Source organism: Nostocoides sp. (assembly GCF_037045025.1).
Lineage (GTDB): Bacteria > Actinomycetota > Actinomycetes > Actinomycetales > Dermatophilaceae > Nostocoides_A.
Genome location: NZ_JBAOHM010000003.1, coordinates 141,576 through 155,472, shown reverse-complemented (window position 1 = coordinate 155,472; position 13,897 = coordinate 141,576). Strand labels below are relative to the sequence as shown.

The window sequence follows — 13,897 nt, the reverse complement described above, 5'->3', positions numbered from 1 at the left end:
GTGGCGCTGAGCGGGTGGCGGGCTCGCCGTGCGGAGGAGCCCGGAGCGCCGAGCGGCAGTTCGTTGCGCCGAACGGTCGCCCCGCGGGCGCGGTGAACCGGTGTCGGCCCGGTTTGCGTCAATAGGGGCGTGGAGGAGCGCCTCGAGCCGGACGACGCGCAGCTGCTGAGCCGTGTCGCCGCGGGCGACCGGGCCGCCTTCGGGCTGCTCCACGACGGGCTGGCGCCGCTCATCCTGTTGCGGCTGCGGCGCCGCTGCACCGACGAGGAGATCGTCGCCGACGTCCTGCAGGACACCTTTGTGACCGTATGGCGCTGCGCCGCCGGCTTCCGTGGCGATGGCGAGGTCGCCGCGTGGGTGTGGACGATCGCCAGTCGCCGGTTGATCGACGCCTTCCGTCGCCGGGCGGCCCGCGGCGAGGTCATCCCGGTCGCGCGGGTGCCCGAGACGGGCAGCGCGGCCTCGGCCGAGGACGTCGCGCTGGCGGCTTCGCCGGACGTGGTGGCCACCCAGCTGGGGCGGTTGTCGCCGCAGTTACGCGCGGTGATCCAAGCGCTCGTCCTCGACGAACTGACGGTGCGCGAGACCGCGGTGCTCCTCGGCATACCGCCGGGGACGGTCCAGACCCGCGCGCGCCGCGCGCGACTGCAGCTGCGGGAGGGATTCGAGTGAACGAGTGGCACCTGTCCCGCGCCGAGATCGAGGCGTATGCCGCGCAGCGGGCCGGCGAGGTCGCGTCCTGGTCCGCGGAGGAGCACCTGATCGCCTGTGCCTCCTGCCGCGGCTGGCTCTCGTCCGTCGTTCGCGCGGGTCCCGTGGGCGTGGCGCTCGCGGCGGCGCGGGAACGGGCGCAGGCGGCGCTGGATGAGGTGAGCCCGGTGCGGATGGAGTCCCGGGGCGGCGTCTTGGGCCCGGCCCTCGGCCGGGCTGTGGGGCTGACCCGGGCCCCATGGCTGTGGGTGACCCTGCTGGCCAGCGCCAGTTGCCTGGCGGTGGCCGGCCTGCTGTTGGTGGCCGGCGGCGCGGCGCTTGCCAGCTATCGCGGGGTCGTCCTTGCCCTGGCGCCGCTTGCCCCGATCGCCGGGGCGGCAGCCAGTGCCCTGCGTCGGGCCGATCCGTGCGCCGAGGTGGTCGCAAGCACACCCGACTTCGGCCTCGGCCTGATCTTGCGCCGCTGTCTGCACGTGCTGCTGGCGGCGCTGCCGCTGACCGCGCTCGCCGCCATGTGGGCGGGCGGCCGGTCGGCGCTCGGCGTGCAGGTGGTCTCGATCGCGCTGGTGTCGGCAACCTTGGTGCTCGGGAGCCGGCTGGGAGTGGAGCGGGCCGGCATGCTGGTGGCGCTCCTTTGGACGGTGGTCGCGGCGGCGCCCGCGATGGCGCTGCGCCCGACCGTTGCTTTCGCCGACCCGCGCACGGCCGTTGTCGCTGCCGTCGTGGGGGCGGTTGCGGGAGTAGGTGTTCTGGTCCGCCGAGACGACTTCGCGCTGCTGTCCGCCGCTACCGGGTCGCGCCAAGGGGACCTGGCGTGAACGCCGCGGAGCGGCTGGCAAGCACGGAGCCGACGCCCGGATTCGCCCTGGAGGAGGTGTCCGTTCGCTTCGGGGACCGGCTGGCGCTCGACGGCGTCACGCTCGCGGCGGCGGCCGGCGTGCACGGGCTGCTGGGCCCCAATGGCGCGGGCAAGACGACGCTGATCCGGCTGCTGGCCACGGTGACCACCCCCACCAGCGGCGCGATCACGCTGCTCGGGCTGGATGCCCGCCGGCGCGAGGCACGCCCCGAGATCCGCCGGCGCCTGGGCTACCTGCCGCAGTCCTTCGGCTTCTATCCGCGCTATACGGTCCGGGAGTTTGTCGCCTATTTCGCCTGGCTCAAACAGCTGCCTGCGCGGGAGATCCCGCTCGCGGTCGACCGGGCGCTGGAGCGGGTGGGCCTGCTCGAGCGTGCCGACGATCGGATGAAGTCGCTGTCCGGCGGCATGGTGCGCCGCGCGGGCATCGCCCAGGCGATCGTCAACGACCCCGCGCTGCTGCTGCTCGATGAGCCGACCGCGGGTCTCGACCCCGAGCAGCGGGTCAGCTTCCGCGAGCTGGTCCGCGAGGTCGGCGTCGATGCGTTCGTGGTGATCAGCACCCACCTCGTCGAGGACGTCGCCGCCGCCTGCACCCGCGTCCAGTTGCTCGACGCCGGCCGGGTGGTCTTCACCGGCAGCCCGCAGGGACTGATCGACCTCGGCGAGGACCCGGCCGGCAGCGGGGACACGGCAATCGAGCGCGGCTACACGGCCGCGTTGCGCCGGGCGCGCCGTGCGGCTGGTGGCCCGTGAGCGCGCAAATGGTGACCGCGGCGGCGAGCCCGCGGCATACCGGCGGAGATGGGGAGCGCGTCGGCCTGCTCCGGTTCGCGTGGACCGAATTCGCCCGGGGGACGGGCGGATTCGCCCTGGTCGTGCTCAGCGGAACCGGGCTCGTGTTAATGTTCACCGCCAGCGGTTGGGCGGGGGAGTGGATGAGCGCCGCCCGCGACCAGCGGACGATCCTGATCATCGTGTTGCCGATGACGCTGACGCTGGCCACCTGGCAGGCCGGGCGGGAGCGCCGGCGCGGAGTGCGCGAGCTGCTCGCGTCGGCGGTCCGGCCGACGTGGCAGCGCGATCTCGTCTCGGCAGCGGGGCTGCTGCTCGCGGCCTGGGCCGCCCACCTGGTGGTTTTTGCCGCCTGTGCGGTCGTGCTGCTGCGGCAGTCGACGATGGACAGTTGGTGGTGGCTGGCTGTGCTCGGGCTCGGCCTGGCCGCTTATCCCGCCGCCGTCGGTGTGGGCTGGCTGATCGGGCGGATGCTGCCGGGTCGGGTGGTCGCGCCGCTCGCCGGGATCGCCGCCTTCCTGGCGATCGGGGTCCCGAGCTACAGCGACCACCCGCTCGTCGCGTTGCTGCCCAATGGGGGCGAGCTCGGCTGGATCGATCGGCGTCCGGCGGTGCCGGGCGCGGCAGCCTTCGTCGTGCTGTGGCTGGCGGTTGCCGCCACGGCGTTCCTGTTCGCCGGTGATCCCTGCTCGCGCCTCCTGGCGATCATTGCCGGCCTGGTCGTTGTCGCGACCCTGTGGTGGGTTGATGCCCAGGCCGACAGTTCGCGCTGGTTCGTGGTTCGCGACCCGCGCGCGGGGCAATTCGTCTGCACGGCAACCGGGCCCCGGGTCTGCGTGCTCACCGCGCACGCGACGTGGCTGGGCCGGACCGCAGCCGTGGTGCAGCCGGTGTTGTCCCGCTCCGCCGATCTCGCCCGGATGGGCGCGGCCGAAGACCCCTGGGGTGATCGTCCTGGTCCGCCGATGCAGCCCCTCGACCTGTACACCCAGATCCCCCTCTGGGGTTCGCAGTTGACGTCGCCCGAGTCGCTGCGACTGAACGCGGCGGCGGGACCCTTCCTCGGCTGCCCGACCGACCCGAACGAGCCGCCGCTGGGATTCGGGCCGCTGGCGAACGCCTGGCAGGCGCTGTTGCTCCCCGACGATCCCGGGATCGTCTTCGAGGACTACCGCCCGGTCGTCGACCGGATCCGCAGCGCATCGCCGCAGCGGCAGCGGGAATTCCTGGCCGCCTATTTCGTCGCCGGGAGGCGGTGCGATCCGGCGGCGCTGGCCGAGTTGGAGCGGGTATGGGGCGTGCGCCCGTGAGCGGGTGGGGCCCGGCGGTCCTGGTGGCCCGCTCGCGGGGCGTCGGCAGCGGCGTGGCGCTCGCGGGCGGGGTGATCGCGCTGTCCTGGTGGGCAGCATCGTGGCTCGCGAGCCAGCCGCAGTTCGACGGCCCGCGGGCCCGCGTCCCGGTCGTGGCCGCGGCGCCGCTCGCGCTGGCGATGCTCCTCGCCGCCCGCCTGGGCAGCCCCGATGTCGCTCTCGACCGGACCTCGCCGCGCGCATGGTGGCGCCTGCGGCTCGCTGGCGTCCTGTCCTGGGCCGCGGTGACCGCGGTGGGACTCGGGGTCGGGCTGCGGGCCGAGCCCGCGGCATACGGGGCCGGGGCGGTGGTGCGCAACATCCTCGGGTATGCCGGGCTGGCCTGCCTGGCCGCTGGCGTCGTCGGGGCGGGGCTGGCGTGGGCGCCGGGCTTCGTGCTCGGCTCGGTGCTCTATCTCGCCGCGCCCCACCCGGTCCCCCCGGCGGCGGCCTGGTGGGCCTGGCCGATGGCGCCGGGGGGCTGGGACGGATCGTGGGTGAGCGCGACCGGGCTCTTTGTCATCGGCGTCGGCTGGTATGCCGCGCGCGGCCCGCGCGAGAGCCCGGCGCCGGACTGAGGTGTTCAGGTCGTCAACGCTTCTGGAGTATGCAGCCGGGCGAGGGTTCGGCTGGTGTGCGGTGGTGTCCGCGCCGGCGTGAGCAGCGAGACGACGATCGTGGTGGCGAAGGCCAGCGGCGCCGACCAGGCGACCGGCTGGCCGAGCAGCGCGGCCGGCCACCCCGACGGGGCGGGTCCGGCGAGGATCGACGCCGTGATCGCCGCGGTCGCGCAGCCGGCGCCGACGACCAGGCCGGCCGTCGCGCCCGCGGTGGTGAGCTGCCGCCACCACACGCCGAGAGCCAGCAGTGGGGAGAAGGTCGAGGCTGCGATGGCGAAGGCGAGGTTGACCGTCGTCGCCAAGCCCACCGGGGCCAGCAGCCAACTGATCACGCAGGGCACGATCACCGAGACCAGGCTCGCCAGCCGCAGCCCGAGCTTCTCGGGGAGGTCACCGCCGGCCAGGCGGGGCAGGATGCGGCGCATCAGGTCCTGATCGACGATCCCGGCGACCGACATCAACAGCCCGGACGCCGTGCTCAAGAACGCGGCGAAGGCGCCGCCGGCGAGCAGCGCGGCGAGCAGCGTGGCGGCGCTCCCGTCGAGGACGAGCGACGGCGTGAGCAGCACGACCGAGTCGGGGCGGGTGCCCGGCGGGAGGTGGGCGGCATAGGCCCGGCCGATCGCGGCATACAGCGGAGGGAAGAGATAAAACAGGCCGAGCAGGCCGAGCACGGCGACCGTGGTGCGGCGGGCGTCGCGGCCGCCGGGGTTGGTATAGAAGCGCACCAGGACGTGCGGCAGGCCCATCGTGCCGAGGCAGAGCGCGAGCAGGGTCGAATAGGTCGCGTACAGGCCGTGCCCGGGGTCGGGACTGGGCAGTTCCCACAGCCCCGGGTCGAGGGCCGGCGCGGCGCGGTCGGAGCGCCATACGGCCAAGAGCACGAAGGCCGGGATCGAGATCGCGGTCAGCTTGAGCCAATATTGCATCGCCTGGACGAGCGTGATCGAGCGCATCCCGCCGGCGCTGACCGCGAGCGTGACGACGACAGCGACGACGACCCCGCCAATCCACGCGGGCCAGCCGGTGACCTGCCGCAACGCCAGGCCGGCCCCCTGCAATTGCGGGACGAGATAGAGCCAGCCGATCCCGACGACGAGCGCGGAGCACAGCGCCCGGACACGGCGCGACTCCAGGCGCAGCTCGGCGAAGTCGGCGAGGGTATAGGCGCCGGAGCGGCGCAGCGGGGCCGCGACCAGGACGAGCAGGACGAGATAGCCGACCGTGTAGCCGATCGGGAACCACAGCATGTCGATGCCGCGCTGATAGACCAGCCCGGCGACGCCGAGGAAGGAGGCGGCCGAGAGGTATTCGCCGCCGATCGCGCTCGCGTTGCGCCACGGGGTCACGGTGCGGCCGGCGACATAGAAGTCGGAGGTGCGCCGGGAGATCCGCAGCCCGTAGCTGCCGACGACGAGCGTGGCCAGGCACACGACGACGATCGCCACCAGGCTCGCCGGCTGGGTCACGAACGGTTCACCACGTCGACGAACGCCTTCTCGAGGTTCTCGCTGGAGCGGACATAGAAGTGCGCCGCGGCGACGGCTGCGGGATAGACGAGGACCCCGAGGACGAGCCACGGCAGGGGGAGCGGCCCGATCCGGTAGGCCCGCGTTTGAGGCCACAGCGTCAGCACGAGCGGGAGCGCGCCCAGCACGAGCGCGCCGACGACGAGCACGCTCGCCGCCAGACGCAGCTGAGCGCGCATCAGCCCGGCGACGTAGACCTCACCCAGATGGGTCTGCTCGCTGACGTCCTCGGCGACCGGCCGGTTGGTCGGGTGGGGGGCGCCTCGCCGGGAACTGGTCACCCGCACCCGCGGCTGGCCCGGCTGGGTGCTCATGGGCTCTCTCGCGGCCGCAGCAGTTGGGCGCGCACGTCGCGCAGGTGGCGGCGGCTGACCGCCAACTCGACCCGGCCGACGACCACCGAGCATTTGCCGTGATCCATGCGGACCTCGGTGACGTGAGGCATGGCGACCAGCGTGCTGCGGTGGATTCGGACGAAGCCGGCCGAGGCCCAGCGCTCGGCGAGCGAGGCCAGCGAGATCCGCACCAGGTGGGAGCCGGTGTCGGTGTGCAGCCGGGCGTAGTCGCCGTGCGCGAGGACATAGCGGATGTCGGCCCGGTTGATGAACCGGGTGACGCCGCCCAGCTCAACGGGGATCGTCTCATCCGGGACCGCGTCGCTCTCGACGGATCGGGAGCCGGCCACCAGGGCGGCGGCCCGCCGCGTCGCCTCGGCCAGTCGCTCCGGGCGCACCGGCTTCATGACGTAGTCGACGGCGTCGACGGCGAAGGCGTCCACGGCGTGCCGGTCGTGGGCGGTGACGAAGACGAGCGCGGGGCGCTGGGCGAAGCGGCCGAGGATGCGGGCGAACTCCATCCCGTCCAGGCCGGGCATCGAGATGTCGGTATAGACGACGTCGATCGGTTGGGCGTCCAACAGCCGCAGGGCGTCGGTCCCGGATGCGGCCACGTGGATCGCGCCGATGCGCTCGTCGCGTTCGAGCAGATAGCGAAGCTCCGATCGCGCCGGTGCTTCGTCATCGACCACCAGCGCGGTCAGGCCGGTGCCGGATGCTGCGCTCATCGTTAGCTGCAGCTTAGGGGAGACTCACCCCATCGTCTGCGGTGCGAACTTGGGGATCCGGAAGGATACCCGCGTGCCTGCTCCGGGGGCGGTCTCGACGACCAGGCCATGGTCGTCGCCATAGAGGGCCCGCAGCCGGGAATCGACGTTGCCGATGCCGTGGGAGTCGCCCGGGTCGGTGCCGTCGAGGACGGCCGCGATGCGCGCTGGGTCCGCGCCGACGCCGTCGTCCTCGATGACGATCTCGGCTTCGCTGCCCCGGTCGGCGGCGGTGATCGTGACCGTGCCGACGCCCTCCTTGGTGGCCAGGCCGTGCCGGACGGCGTTTTCGACGAGCGGCTGGACGGCCAGATACGGCAGCGACACCGAGAGCACCTCGGGGGCGATGAGCAGCCGGATCTGCAGGCGTTCACCGAAGCGGGCTTGCTCCAGGACGAGGTAGCGCTCGACATTGCGCAGTTCGTCGGCGAGCGTCGTGTAGGCGCCGCCGCGGCGCAGGGCATAGCGGGTGAAGTCGGCGAACTCCAGCAGCAGGTCGCGCGCCCGGTCGGGGTCGGTGCGCACGAACGAGGCGATCGCGCCGAGCGAGTTGTAGATGAAGTGCGGGCTGATCTGGGCGCGCAGGGCGGCCAGCTCGGCCTCGGTGGCCCGGGTCCGCTCGCGGCCGAGTTCGGCCAGCTCGACCTGGGTGGAGACCCAGCCGGCGACCTCGGCGGTCGCTCGCGCCAGTCCCGCTGAGACCGACGGCGCGTATGCCGCGAGCGCCCCGACCACCCGGTCCTCGCTGACGATCGGGCAGACGACCGCGGCCCGCAGGTAGCAGTCCGCGGTCGTGCAGCTGATCTCACCGTGGTCGAGGATCGCGGTGTCGCCGGTCGCCAACGTGCGCGCGGTCACCTCGGGCACGGCGGCAGCGTGGTGGCGGCCGGCGCCCTCCCAGGTGACGGCGCCGCTGAGATCGGAGACCGCCAGCGCGGGGATGCCGAGCAGGTGGCGCAGGGGTCGAGCGGCTTTGGCGGTGCCATCGGGCGTCAGGCCGGAGCCGAGCCAGCGCGCCGCCAACCCGGCGGTGTGCAGGGTTTGGTAGGTCGCCCGGTCGACATCGCTGAGGAAGCCCCGGGAGCGGCCGCGCACGCGGGCTCCGAGCCACCAGGCGCCGAGCCCCAGCGCGATGATGACCACGACGGTGATCGCCGTCGGCCAGTCCACCGCGTTGCGCACACCGGTCAGCGTAGGAGACGCGTCCGAGTTGGCGACCGAAAAGGATCGGCCCCGGTTGGGGGGGAGACAACCGGGGCCGAGCCCGTGCCGCCTCGGGGGGGTTGGTGCGGCACGGGCAGGTAGCTCGACCCGAAGGGAGCCCACCCACGAACAATCGTGGGGCATAACGCGTCCGCGTGCAACCTGAACACGCGCAATCTCGATTGCTGATGGGACGGAGCCCGCCGGCAGGGGGAAAAAAGGTGGTGCCCGCCCGGGCCTCGGCGGCTCGGGCAGGCACCATCGCCGTGGGGCGGACCAGGAGCTACCAGGCGTGCGTCGTTGCCGTCGCCCGGGGAGTATCCCCGGCGCGACCGGTCCATCAGTGGACTGCCCGCGCGTGGGTACTCCGTTGCGTCCCACGAGTTCTCGCGGCCCCCGCAGGGGTATATCACCAGTTGTACTCTCCTGCGGGCGCCCCCACAAGGGGCGGCGCGCCGCGGTTCAGCTCAACCGGCCCGCGAGCACGGCGTCGGCGATCTCGCGGCCCTCCTGGGCCGCCGCGACGAGCGCGTCGGCGCAGTGCTCGATCCAGACGGTCAGCCCCTGCTGCGTGCCCAGTCCGTATGCCGCCAGCGCCCCGTGGTAGGCCGCCATCCCCCGATGCAGGTGGCCGGCCTCGGGGACCGCGACCCCGGTCGGGTCCAGCCCGCTGGCCTGGATCACGATCCGCTCGACCGCGCGGGCCACCAGCCCGTTGCCGCGCACGAACGGCCGGGCGTGGGCGATCTCGGCGTGGGCGATGGCGGCGGCGACCAGGGCGGGGCTGGCGGGATCGGCGAGCACGGTGTCGAGGGCTGCCAGGCGGGCGGCGGCGGCGCCGGCGTCGGGCGCCGGGCCAAGAATGGCGAACTCGGGGCTGTCGCTGCCCTGCGGCCGGGGCCGGCCGAGGTGATCGGGCTCGACGAGGGCCGCCGCGGCGGCGGTGTGCAGCCGGGCGATCGCCTGGCGGGGGGCGGTGCGGACGAGCTTGGTGAGGGTTTCGGTGGCGGCGGTGGCCGCCATCGCGCCGGCGACGATGTGCTCGGCCGGGTCGGGGTTGGCGGGTGCGGGCTGGGCGCCCATCATCCTCGCCCGGACGATGTCGAGGGAGGAGCGGGCGCCGTCGAGCTCGGCGCTGGCCCAGGCGCCTCGGATGCGGGACTCGGCGGCGGCCTCGGGGATGCGCCGGCGCAGTGCCTGGTGCCAGCGCAGCTCGGTGCAGGCCGCTCGGGCTCGGTCGCTGGCGGTGCGCACCAGCGGCCAGGAGGCGATGGCGGCGAGGGCGGCGGTGGCGTCGGACACGGAGCCCCACTGTAGCCAGCAGCCGCTGATGGGTTGCGTGGCCGAAGTTATCCACCGACGCTCGCGGCGAGCCCGGACGGTTGTCCACAGGCAGTCGCGGGTGCAGTGGCCGAATCGATGGGTGCGCCGCATGCTCGAGACATGACGATTCTCGGGATAACCGCAGCATCCGGGGGGCTGGGGGCCTCCACGTTGACGTGCGCGCTCGGCCTGGCCGCGGTGCGTGCCGAGTGGGCGGCGGCGGTCGTCGACGGCGAGGTGTTCACCGGCGGCCTGCAGGTGACCGCCGGCGTCGAGCACGAGCCGGGCCATCGGTGGCGCGAGTTCGTCGAGGTCGACGGGCCGGTCGACGGGCAGCGGCTGCTCAGCCATCTGCCCCGGGCGCAGGAGGTCGCCGTGCTCTCGGCCGGGCGGCATACGGCAGCACCGGAGGGGCTGGTCGAGGAGGCGGTGAGCCCCCCGGCGTTCGCCAGCGTGGTGCGCGCCCTGGCGAGCGCCTGCGACTTCGTGGTGGTCGACTGGGGCCGTTCGGCCGGCCAGCCCGGGCTGGCGGACGCGACCGTGCTGTTGTCCGGGCTGAGCCCGCGCGGGCTCGCCGACGCGTTGAGCATTCTGTCCCGGGAGGGCCGCGAGCGCTTTGCCGGGATCATCACGCGCGCACCCAAGCAGGATGCGCGCCTGTCGGCTGCGCTGGCCGAGCATGTCGGGTTGCCCCTGCTCGGCCAGCTGCGCGACGACCGCTCGGTGGGGGCCGCGGCGGCGCAGGGGGTGCTGCCGGGCCAGCGGCGCAGGGGGCCGCTGGCCCGGCTTGCCGACTCGTTGGTCGCGGCGATCGCGGCCGCGCAGGAGGAGCCCGTCCGGGCCGCTCGGGTCCCGGCATTCGCGCGGTGACGCCGTGAAGTATGCCGAGCCGATCGACGCCCAGGTGCGCGCCGGCGTCGCGCCCGACACCGCGAGCATCCATCGGGTCGTTCACGACCTGGCCGAGCGTCTCGGCGCCCGCGGGGTGCTGCGCGAGCAGGAGCGGCTGGTCGCTGACCTGGCCGGCCTCGGGCCGCTGGCCCCGCTCGCCCGCGAGCGCGGTGTGACCGACATCCTCGTCAACGGCGACGGCCTGACGTGGGTCGACCGCGGGCGTGGCCTGGAGCGCGAGCCGGTCCATGATTTCGCGGGCGCCGAGATGGTGCGCCGGTTCGCCGTCCGGCTTGCCGGCATCGCCGGGCGGCGGTTGGACGACAGCCAGCCGTGGGTCGACGGGCTGCTGCCCGGCGGCGTGCGACTGCACGCGATCCTTCCCCCGCTGGCGAGCGATGGCACCTGCATCAGCCTGCGGATGCTACGCCGCGGCAGCCTGCGCCTGGCCGACCTCGAGGCGGTCGGGATGTTCACCGCGGAGCAGGGCGATCAGCTGCGCGCGCTCATCGTGCAGAAGTCGGCGTTCGTCGTCACCGGGGGTACCGGAGCGGGCAAGACGACCTTGCTCGCGGCCTTGCTCGCCGAGGTCGACCCGAGCGAGCGGATCCTCGTCGTCGAGGACGTCTTGGAGATCCCGCTGGACCACCCGCACGCCGTGCGGCTGCAGGCCCGCCCGGCCAATGTCGAGGGCCACGGCCTGGTCACGCTCGTCGACCTGGTGCGTCAGGCGCTGCGGATGCGCCCCGACCGGGTCGTCGTCGGCGAGGTCCGCGGGGCGGAGGTGCGCGAGCTGTTGTTGGCACTCAACACCGGTCACGAGGGTGGTTGTGGCACGTTGCACGCCAACAGCCCGGCCGATGTCCCGGCGCGGATCGAGGCGCTGGGCGCGCTGGCGGGGATGACGCGCGACGCGGTGCGAGCCCAGATGGCCACCGCCTTGCACTCGGTCGTTCACATCGTGCGCCGTCCCACCGGCCGGGTCGTCGCCTCGATCGAGCCGCTGCGCTTGTGAGGCGGCGTTGGTGAGGCAGGCCCGGTGAGGCAGCGCCGGTGAGGCAGCGCCGGGTGGGGTGGGGCCAGCCACCGGGTGAGGAGCGGACAAGGCGAGGGGAGAGCGGTAGTGAGCAATCTCGGGGCGATCCTGGCAGGTGCCCTACTGGCCGGCATCGCGGCGCTTGTCTGGCCGCGGCACCGACGCCGCCGTCGGGTGCGGGTCGCCGAGAAGGAGTCGCTGCGCGCGGACCGGGTGGCCTCGGCGCTGGACACGATCGCCATGTGCCTGCAGGCCGGGCTCACCCCCGCCCGGGCGCTGTCGATCTCCGGGACGCGGGTCCCGGAGGCCTCGATCGTGCGCGGTGTGCTCGCCGACGTGCACCGTTCGCTCGCGCGCGGCGACCCGGGCGGGGTGGCGTGGCAGCGGCATACCCGCCAGCTGCCGGAGCTGCAGATGCTCGCCGGGGCCTGGACCCTCACCGAGTCCAGCGGGGCGTCGCTGCAGCCGGCGGTCGCCTGGTCCGCGGGCCACCTGCGCGAGCGGCGGGCCGCCGCCGAGCGGCTGGGCGCGGTCTCCGCGGGCGCCCGCTCGTCGATGTACCTGATGCTGCTGCTGCCGTTCACCGGTGGCCCCATTGGCTTTTTTATCGGGATCCCGCCGTGGGAGCTCTATGGCAACGTCCCGGCGGCGATGGCGTGCATCCTCGGCTTCGGGTTTGCCTTCGGCGGCGTGGCGATCTCGCGGCGAATCCTCGCCCGGGCACTACGGCCGGCGGCGCTGCCGACGGACCCGCCGCACGAGGACAGCACGATGACCGATGTTACCGACGCGGCGCTGCTGCTGCACCTCGCGCTCGCCGGCGGGTCGGGAATCATCGAGTGCCTCGAAGCCGTGGTGCCGACCTGCCGCGGGCGGGTGCGGGCCGACCTGGCCCGCGTCGCCGCCGCCTATCGCTGGGGCAAGTCCCACGACGAGGCCTGGGCGTATGCCGCGGACGCCTGGGAGCCGGTCGCCATCGCCCTCGGGCTGGCGCTCGACCACGGCGCCGCGCCCGCCGAGGCGGTCCGCTCGGCCGCCAACCGGCTGCGGGCCTCGGAGACCGTGCGGCTGGAGGCTGCCGCGGGCAAGGCTGGGACGCTGCTCATCGTCCCGCTGGCGATGATGTTCCTGCCGGCCTTCATGTTGACAACCGTGCTGCCGTTGGTCATCAACCTGGTGCCGGGAGCGATGGGTGGTGGCTGACGAGGTGGGTTGTCCACAGGCTCCGGAATCGAGGAAATCCGTTTCTCCACAGTAATTTTCCTGCCGTTGGCGGTGAGCCTTGGCACGGGGAAGAGTGACGGTATGGCCGGCAGGGGGTCGGCCGCAACGAAAGGGGTTCCGCATGACCAGCAAGCTCGCCGCGAGGTATGTCGTGGCCACCACCCGCGCCCGAGACGCCGCCGCCCGAAAGGCCGAGGAGGGCATGGCTACCGTCGAGTGGGCGTTCGTCACGCTCATGGTCGTGGCCTTCGTCCTGGTCGCCCTGTCGGCCATCGGCACGGTGGGCAAAGAGGGCGTGGAAACGATTCTCAAGGAAGCCTTCGGCAAGCGCTAGGCAGATGGCGTCCATCCAGATCGCGGGGCGGGCCGGTCACCGGTCCGCCCCCCGGGGTTCTCGGTCTCCGGCCGGGCCCCCGTTACGGTCGCGGTCGTGGGTGGCGGACGGGATCGTCACCGTCGAGGTCGCGTTCATGTCCTTTGCGCTGGCGTTCTTCCTCGCCGTCGCCGCGACCGCCCTGGCCACCGGCGTCGACCACGTCCGGTGCGCCGAAGCGGCCCGGGTCGGCGCCCGCCTGGCGGCCCGCTCCGAATCGTCCGGCGAGGTGGTCGCCGGCGCCCTCGACACCGCGCCGAGGGGCTCGAGCGTCAACGTCGCCCGGGGCGGCAGCACGGTGACGGTCACCGTGCGGGCTCCCGAGCGTGCGTTCTTTGCCCGGATCGGTTTCCACTTCGCCGGCGTCGGCCGGGCGGTCGCGCCCACGGAGGTGCGGGGCAATGCCTGAGCAACGCGTGCTTGAGCAGCGCCGGCCGGAGCAATGCCGGCCTGTTCAGCTCAGGCTCGGCCCTCGGCCGGGGCGCGCGCGCCGGAGTTCAGCCGCGCAGCCCGCCGAGCAGGTTCAGGGCTCGGGCACGATGCTGATGATGATCGTCATCGGCGCGGTGATCATCCTGCTGCCGCTCGTCCTCGGTGTCGTGACGGCCGTGCAGGCCAATGCGCGCGCTCGCGCCGCGGCTGACCTCGGCGCCATCGCGGCGTCGGACTACTACCTCGCGGGGAACACCCCGGAGGCGGCGTGCGGTGTGGGTGCGCGCATCGTCCGGGCCAACCGGGCATCGCCAGCCGGCTGCTCGATCGAGTCCTCCGGCCGCACCCAGATCTCGACGCGGGTGACGGCGAAGCTCCCGATCCTGGGCATGCGCACGACCAGCGGCCGGGCGCTCGCCGGCCCGGTCCTGGTCCGCGATTGAGGGGGGC

General features: G+C 73.6%; 16 protein-coding genes. 11 read left to right on the top strand and 5 right to left on the bottom strand.

What is annotated here, in order from left to right:
* Window positions 1–129 precede the first annotated feature (129 nt).
* The 5 genes from V9G19_RS00855 to V9G19_RS00835 are packed head-to-tail and all read left to right on the top strand — an operon-like array spanning window position 130 to window position 4,292.
* A complete protein-coding gene (locus V9G19_RS00855) occupies window positions 130–672 on the top strand; it encodes an RNA polymerase sigma factor (RefSeq protein WP_462283606.1) in 543 nt (180 codons plus the stop codon).
* On the top strand, window positions 669–1,529 hold the full coding sequence (locus V9G19_RS00850) for a hypothetical protein (protein ID WP_462283605.1): 861 nt from the start codon (window positions 669–671) through the stop codon (window positions 1,527–1,529). Before V9G19_RS00855 ends, V9G19_RS00850 begins: the two co-directional genes overlap by 4 nt.
* Window positions 1,526–2,326: an ABC transporter ATP-binding protein gene (locus V9G19_RS00845; RefSeq protein WP_462283604.1), complete on the top strand. Its 801-nt coding sequence runs from the start codon at window positions 1,526–1,528 to the stop codon at window positions 2,324–2,326. The genes V9G19_RS00850 and V9G19_RS00845 overlap by 4 nt, the downstream gene beginning before the upstream one ends.
* Window positions 2,323–3,675 carry a hypothetical protein gene (locus V9G19_RS00840; RefSeq protein WP_462283603.1) on the top strand — a complete coding sequence of 451 codons (1,353 nt, stop codon included), beginning with the start codon at window positions 2,323–2,325 and terminating at the stop codon, window positions 3,673–3,675. Before V9G19_RS00845 ends, V9G19_RS00840 begins: the two co-directional genes overlap by 4 nt.
* Entirely contained in the window at window positions 3,657–4,292 is a 636-nt protein-coding gene (locus tag V9G19_RS00835; protein ID WP_462283602.1) for a hypothetical protein, read from the top strand. Before V9G19_RS00840 ends, V9G19_RS00835 begins: the two co-directional genes overlap by 19 nt.
* A 5-nt stretch (window positions 4,293–4,297) precedes the next feature.
* On the opposite strand, the gene V9G19_RS00830 is transcribed toward V9G19_RS00835, so the two are convergent.
* The 5 genes from V9G19_RS00830 to V9G19_RS00810 all read right to left on the bottom strand — a co-directional run bounded on the left by V9G19_RS00830 (window position 4,298) and on the right by V9G19_RS00810 (window position 9,470).
* Window positions 4,298–5,803, bottom strand: coding sequence for a sodium/solute symporter (locus V9G19_RS00830; protein WP_462283601.1), 1,506 nt, complete (start codon window positions 5,801–5,803; stop codon window positions 4,298–4,300).
* The gene (locus V9G19_RS00825) at window positions 5,800–6,177 is read right to left on the bottom strand and encodes a hypothetical protein (RefSeq protein ID WP_462283600.1); all 378 of its coding nucleotides are present in this window, start codon (window positions 6,175–6,177) and stop codon (window positions 5,800–5,802) included. Before V9G19_RS00825 ends, V9G19_RS00830 begins: the two co-directional genes overlap by 4 nt.
* Window positions 6,174–6,926: a LytR/AlgR family response regulator transcription factor gene (locus V9G19_RS00820; RefSeq protein ID WP_462283599.1), complete on the bottom strand. Its 753-nt coding sequence runs from the start codon at window positions 6,924–6,926 to the stop codon at window positions 6,174–6,176. Before V9G19_RS00820 ends, V9G19_RS00825 begins: the two co-directional genes overlap by 4 nt.
* A 24-nt stretch (window positions 6,927–6,950) precedes the next feature.
* The gene (locus tag V9G19_RS00815; protein WP_462283598.1) at window positions 6,951–8,147 is read right to left on the bottom strand and encodes a sensor histidine kinase; all 1,197 of its coding nucleotides are present in this window, start codon (window positions 8,145–8,147) and stop codon (window positions 6,951–6,953) included.
* 483 nt (window positions 8,148–8,630) lie between these two features.
* Entirely contained in the window at window positions 8,631–9,470 is an 840-nt protein-coding gene (locus V9G19_RS00810; RefSeq protein ID WP_462283597.1) for a Fic family protein, read from the bottom strand.
* A gap of 141 nt (window positions 9,471–9,611) precedes the next feature.
* On the opposite strand from V9G19_RS00810, the gene V9G19_RS00805 reads away from it, so the two are divergent.
* The 6 genes from V9G19_RS00805 to V9G19_RS00780 all read left to right on the top strand — a co-directional run bounded on the left by V9G19_RS00805 (window position 9,612) and on the right by V9G19_RS00780 (window position 13,890).
* Window positions 9,612–10,361 (top strand): CpaE-like family protein, encoded by a 750-nt coding sequence (locus V9G19_RS00805; RefSeq protein ID WP_462283596.1) that lies wholly within the window; start codon window positions 9,612–9,614, stop codon window positions 10,359–10,361.
* 4 nt (window positions 10,362–10,365) lie between these two features.
* Window positions 10,366–11,397, top strand: a complete 1,032-nt coding sequence (locus V9G19_RS00800) for a TadA family conjugal transfer-associated ATPase (protein WP_462283595.1) — start codon at window positions 10,366–10,368, stop codon at window positions 11,395–11,397.
* A 108-nt stretch (window positions 11,398–11,505) separates the two neighbouring features.
* Complete coding sequence (locus V9G19_RS00795; RefSeq protein ID WP_462283594.1) at window positions 11,506–12,621, top strand: type II secretion system F family protein; 1,116 nt, start codon at window positions 11,506–11,508, stop codon at window positions 12,619–12,621.
* Window positions 12,622–12,763: 142 nt separating this feature from the next.
* Complete coding sequence (locus V9G19_RS00790) at window positions 12,764–12,976, top strand: hypothetical protein (RefSeq protein ID WP_462283593.1); 213 nt, start codon at window positions 12,764–12,766, stop codon at window positions 12,974–12,976.
* Between the two features lie 100 nt (window positions 12,977–13,076).
* The gene (locus V9G19_RS00785) at window positions 13,077–13,424 is read left to right on the top strand and encodes a TadE family type IV pilus minor pilin (RefSeq protein WP_462283592.1); all 348 of its coding nucleotides are present in this window, start codon (window positions 13,077–13,079) and stop codon (window positions 13,422–13,424) included.
* Window positions 13,417–13,890, top strand: coding sequence for an Rv3654c family TadE-like protein (locus V9G19_RS00780; RefSeq protein ID WP_462283591.1), 474 nt, complete (start codon window positions 13,417–13,419; stop codon window positions 13,888–13,890). The genes V9G19_RS00785 and V9G19_RS00780 overlap by 8 nt, the downstream gene beginning before the upstream one ends.
* Window positions 13,891–13,897: the final 7 nt, after the last annotated feature.

Coding starts and splice junctions, on each gene's coding strand:
- V9G19_RS00790 (WP_462283593.1), top strand. CDS start 12,764: ATGACCAGCAAGCTCGCCGCGAGGTATGTCGTGGCCACCACCCGCGCC.
- V9G19_RS00825 (WP_462283600.1), bottom strand. CDS start 6,177: ATGAGCACCCAGCCGGGCCAGCCGCGGGTGCGGGTGACCAGTTCCCGG.
- V9G19_RS00835 (WP_462283602.1), top strand. CDS start 3,657: ATGGGGCGTGCGCCCGTGAGCGGGTGGGGCCCGGCGGTCCTGGTGGCC.
- V9G19_RS00820 (WP_462283599.1), bottom strand. CDS start 6,926: ATGAGCGCAGCATCCGGCACCGGCCTGACCGCGCTGGTGGTCGATGAC.
- V9G19_RS00780 (WP_462283591.1), top strand. CDS start 13,417: ATGCCTGAGCAACGCGTGCTTGAGCAGCGCCGGCCGGAGCAATGCCGG.
- V9G19_RS00805 (WP_462283596.1), top strand. CDS start 9,612: ATGACGATTCTCGGGATAACCGCAGCATCCGGGGGGCTGGGGGCCTCC.